This is a genomic window from Corallococcus sp. AB032C, from assembly GCF_003668935.1.
Taxonomy (GTDB): domain Bacteria; phylum Myxococcota; class Myxococcia; order Myxococcales; family Myxococcaceae; genus Corallococcus; species Corallococcus exiguus.
In genome coordinates this window covers 1-2631 of sequence record NZ_RAWP01000233.1, presented here as the reverse complement: position 1 = coordinate 2631, position 2631 = coordinate 1, and the positions used below count along the sequence as shown (strand labels likewise).

Below are 2631 nucleotides of genomic sequence, written 5' to 3'. Positions count from 1 at the left end.
CCCTGAAGCAGTGCGGCTTCCCCCCCACCGACTCCGTCCCCCCACCGTGCTGCCCGTCCCTGCTGCCGGGGTGCCTAAGCATTCGCCGTGCCGACGCTCCTTCACGAGATATTCCCCTGCGATATCAGTCACTTGCTTCAACCGACCCCGCTGGACGAGCCGGGCTGTGGGCTCGGAGCCGGAAAAAACTCCTGACCCTCCGGGGCCCCGGCCTAACGTGTGACAGCCTTGTTGACGGGATGATGGAGGAACCCGTGCGCCTTCCGGTCGCCGCCGCACTGCTCAGCCTGGTCGCCTGCTCCGAATCGACCGAAGGCACCACCCCGAAGCTCGAGGGCCTCATCAATCCGCGGCAGCGGCTCATCACCCCCGCGCGCGTCTGCAACGCCGGTGGCGGTGCGACGGGATGGAGCCTGGAGCTCATCGGCAGCCGCTTCACCCCCGTGCCTCGCGACGCGCTCACCGACACGCCGTCCGTGGAGCTGCCCCAGGTCTCGCTGAGCGGCCCGGCCGACTACACACTCCCCGCGGACCACCTCTTCTTCGCGCGCACCGAGCTCATGCGGATGGACCTGCCCACCCGCGACAGCACGCCGTCGAACACGCTCCCGCCCGGCGCCTACAGCGTCTTCGTGACGAACCCCCTTGGCGGCACCTCCGAGCTCGAGGACGCCCTGCGCGTCGTGCCGCCGCCGGAAATCACGAACCTCACCGCGCCCGACGGCTTCCGCTACAACGTCGCCAGCCCCCTCGTCATCGAAGGCCGCGGCTTCCGCGCGGACGCGCTGCCGCTCATCGTCCTTCAGCGGCAGGGCGAAGAGGATCAGCCCCTCTTCACCCTCACCGTCGTCTCCGACACGCGCATCGAAACCGAAGTGCCTCCCGCGACACCGGAAGGCACCTACGCGCTCACCCTCACCAATCCCGAGGGCTGCTCCGTCACGCGTCCCCAGGCGCTCACCATCACCTATCCGAGGCTGGGCGCCCTCTCCGTGTCGCCCGCGAGCGGCCCCGCGAAGAGCGACACGGTCATCACCCTCACCAACACCGCTTCCGGCACCTCCTCGAAGCCCTTCACGACCGGCACCCACGACGTGTACCTCGTCGCGCCCGTGAAGACGGACCCCGGCCAGCCGGTGAACATCCCGCTGTACGAGGTGACCTTCGTCTCCTCGTCGCAGCTCCGGGCCACCGTGCCGAATTGCTCGGGCTTCGATTCGCGGCCCGTCACGGACCCCGCGTGTCCCGGCGGCATCGTGCCCGGCACCTACGGGTTCATCGTCGCGGACGCCAGCGGTGCCTTCGGAACCCTCCCCGCGTCCTCCGGATTCACCGTCTCCCCATGAACGCCATCGCCCTGCTCGCGGCCGCGGCGCTGGCCGCCGCCCCCTCCTCCAAGAAGGACAACGGAGGCCCTCTCTTCATCGCGCCCAAGGTGGGCTTCATCAAGCCCGTCACGTCGCTCGGCGGCGACCTCTTCCTGGGCGGCGAGGTGGGCTATCTCACGCCCTTGCTCCAGCGGCGCCTCGCGCTGGTGCTGGAGGTGAACTACCACCGGCCCTCCACGTCCGGGACGCTGCGCGGGCCCCAGTTGGACAACCTGGGCCAGCCCATCGAAGCGCCGTACACGCTCGCCGAGCGCGAGGTGGCCATCCAGCTGTCCGCCGTGTTCCGCTTCCCCCGCGCGCTCGGTCCGCTCACGCCCTACGTGGGCGCGGGCCCTGGCCTGTACCTGCACCGCGCGACGGTGGAGTCGTTCGACAGCACCACGTCGGAGAGCGGCGGAGGGCTGGGCTTCCAGGCGCTCGCGGGCGCGGAGCTGCCGCTGGGGCCGGGCGGCGCCTTCTTGGAGGCGAAGTTCCACTTCGCTCCGGTGGACTTCCTCACCACCGGCGACGTGAACGCGGGCGCGGTGCTCGCGGCCCTGGGCTACCGGCTGCGCCTGTAGTCGAGCGGTGGCTCAGGCCCGTCCCACCGGCGGGCGCAACATCCGGAGCAGGTGCTGGGCCAGCAGGTCGCGCGTGGCCTGGAGCACCGACCCCATCAGGTGGTGCAGCGCCTCCGCGGTGTCGCCGTGGGCTTCGCGCACGCGCTCGGAGCGGCCGTCGAAGATGCGCAGCCGGCCGGGCACCAGCGAGATGACCGGCAGCGACGGGTGCCGCTTGCGCAAGAGCCCCAGGAACAGCGGGTGGTCTTCATCCGGACGGCGCAGGTCCACCAGCACCAGGGCGGGCATGTGCTCCGCGATGGAGGCGAAGGCGTCATCGGGCTCGCCCGTGGCGGACACCTCCACGTCCGGCTCCGAGTCCAGGAAACGGCTGAGCAGCGCACGGGACGCCGCATGCGGGCTGACGACGAGGATCCGCATCAGCGGGCCAGCGCCTGGAAGGATGCGGGACTCCAACCTGCGGGCAGAATACGGCGACCAGTGGCGGGGCGGGTCCAGAGCATGGGTGGAGCAGGTAACGCCCGGGCCCCCCTCAAAGCAATCCGCCCCGCGTCCCGAAGGCACGCCGTGCCGCCAGGCAGCCAATCGTCCGCGCCCGTGGCTTCTTCCGGCCGCGCGGGCCAGAGTGGCGGAGCGCCTTCCAACCCGCTACTTCCCATCCCGCGCGAGTCTCCCCCCACGTC

Annotated in this window: 3 protein-coding genes; 2 read left to right on the top strand and 1 reads right to left on the bottom strand. The window is 70.9% G+C overall.

What is annotated here, in order from left to right; all coding sequences use genetic code 11:
- Positions 1-254: 254 nt before the first annotated feature.
- Positions 255-1346: a hypothetical protein gene (locus D7X99_RS41710; protein ID WP_147476425.1), complete on the top strand. Its 1092-nt coding sequence runs from the start codon at positions 255-257 to the stop codon at positions 1344-1346.
- Complete coding sequence (locus D7X99_RS41705) at positions 1343-1948, top strand: outer membrane beta-barrel protein (protein ID WP_121782559.1); 606 nt, start codon at positions 1343-1345, stop codon at positions 1946-1948. The genes D7X99_RS41710 and D7X99_RS41705 overlap by 4 nt, the downstream gene beginning before the upstream one ends.
- A 12-nt stretch (positions 1949-1960) precedes the next feature.
- Here D7X99_RS41705 and D7X99_RS41700 read toward each other — a convergent pair whose 3' ends face one another.
- Positions 1961-2371: a response regulator transcription factor gene (locus tag D7X99_RS41700; RefSeq protein WP_121782561.1), complete on the bottom strand. Its 411-nt coding sequence runs from the start codon at positions 2369-2371 to the stop codon at positions 1961-1963.
- Positions 2372-2631: the final 260 nt, after the last annotated feature.

Coding starts and splice junctions, on each gene's coding strand:
- D7X99_RS41705 (WP_121782559.1), top strand. CDS start 1,343: ATGAACGCCATCGCCCTGCTCGCGGCCGCGGCGCTGGCCGCCGCCCCC.